The organism is Rickettsia endosymbiont of Ixodes scapularis, assembly GCF_000160735.1.
Classification (GTDB): Bacteria; Pseudomonadota; Alphaproteobacteria; order Rickettsiales; family Rickettsiaceae; genus Rickettsia; species Rickettsia tamurae.
The window spans coordinates 445,603-447,218 of sequence record NZ_CM000770.1 but is presented as its reverse complement, the minus strand read 5'-3'; the positions used below and the strand labels follow the sequence as shown (position 1 = coordinate 447,218).

Below are 1,616 nucleotides of genomic sequence, written 5' to 3'. Positions count from 1 at the left end.
AGTATATGGTACCAAAAGGCAAGCATGTTGTAGTTAACGAAGGTGACTTTGTTAAAAAAGGCGATTTATTGATTGATGGTAATCCAGTACTTCAAGATATTTTAAAAGTAATGGGCGTAGAGGTTCTTGCAAATTATATTGTTAAGGAGGTTCAAGCCGTTTATCGTCTACAAGGTGTAAAGATTGATGATAAGCACATAGAAGTTATTATCCGTCAGATGTTACAAAAAGTAGAGGTTACGGATTCAGGCGGAACTATGTTATTAGCAGGTGAAAAAATAGATAGACATGAATTCGATGAGATAAATGAAAAAGCTATTAAAAACGGTTTAAAACCTGCTGAAGCACAATTAATATTACAAGGTATTACTAAAGCTTCTCTGCAAACTAGATCGTTTATCTCTGCGGCATCATTCCAAGAGACTACTAGAGTTTTAACTGAAGCAGCTATTGCCGGTAAAGTAGATAAGTTACGAGGATTAAAAGAAAACGTGATAGTTGGACGATTAGTACCTGCCGGAACCGGTTACTTTATGGATAAAATGCGTAAAGCAGCTGTAAAGCTTGACGAAGAGAATGCATAAATAACTTAGATAGAACTTGATCTTTGTAAGTTATAGCTTAAGCAGGTAAGGTAGTTACTTTTTGTAATACGTGATAAACAGCATCAAAAAAATATGTAAAGTTACTAGTATCTTTTCTAATTTACGCGAGTTTCGTATTAAGATGCCTAAATTATGGTTAATGAATATGCTATAATGCTTATCCTTTCAAGGTTTGTAAGAGGTGTGACAAGTTTTACAATTTAATAGTTATAGTCAAAAAAGACAATTTACTAAAAATTTATGCAGTTTTAAGTACATTTTATAACAAAAACAATATTACTAATATCCTCGTAACCCAGTTACTATCAGCTATTCAGTTCCTCTATTAATACGAAACTCGCGTTTTTCTATAAACTCATTTCTTAATGTCCCCCTTCGGGGATAAGAAATCCCTCGCCTTCAGGCGAAGGGAAGATATAATGAAATTGCTTTAGCAATGAATTTATATCAAGAAACATGAGAAGTTATAGAAAGAATAGTCATAGTCAGTATGATTTAAAAGTACATCTTATATGGATACCAAAATATAGGAAGAGAGTGTTGATAGGCAAAGTAGCGGAAAGGGCTAGAGATTTACTAAGGCAGATTTGTATGGAACATGAAGTATATATAATTTCAGGGAAAATATCATGTGATCACGTGCATATGTTTATCTCATATAAATCACAAATATCTCTTAGCAAGTTAGTACAGTATTTAAAAGGTAGTAGCTCAAGAATTTTATTGCAAGAATTTGCTCATTTAAGAAAACAATTTTGGGGCAATCATTTGTGGGCTAGGGGCTATATGGCGGTCAGTTCAGGTAATATAACTGATGAAACGATACAGCGCTATATTGATGAACAGGAAGGTGAACCTGTGAATGATGATCGATTTCTAATCGATTCCACTTTATAACCCCTCAGCTTATAGCTGAGGGTTCTTTAGTTTTAAACCAATAATGTTCTATAGGATTAAGGTCAGGACTGTAAGTAGGAAGGAATAAAATACTTGCCCCTACCGATTCAATTA

General features: G+C 33.6%; 2 protein-coding genes and 1 pseudogene. 2 read left to right on the top strand and 1 reads right to left on the bottom strand.

Features of this window, described 5'->3' with window-relative positions; all coding sequences use genetic code 11:
* Together REIS_RS02295 and tnpA are read left to right on the top strand one after the other, a co-directional pair.
* Positions 1–584 (top strand): annotated as a pseudogene (locus tag REIS_RS02295) (DNA-directed RNA polymerase subunit beta'); the annotation flags it as partial.
* 477 nt (positions 585–1,061) lie between these two features.
* Positions 1,062–1,502 (top strand): IS200/IS605 family transposase, encoded by a 441-nt coding sequence (tnpA, locus tag REIS_RS02290; RefSeq protein ID WP_008579647.1) that lies wholly within the window; start codon positions 1,062–1,064, stop codon positions 1,500–1,502.
* 4 nt (positions 1,503–1,506) lie between these two features.
* Here the strand turns inward: tnpA and REIS_RS14015 are convergent.
* Positions 1,507–1,616: transposase (locus REIS_RS14015; protein WP_179943711.1), on the bottom strand; the 110-nt coding region annotated here is incomplete at its 5' end.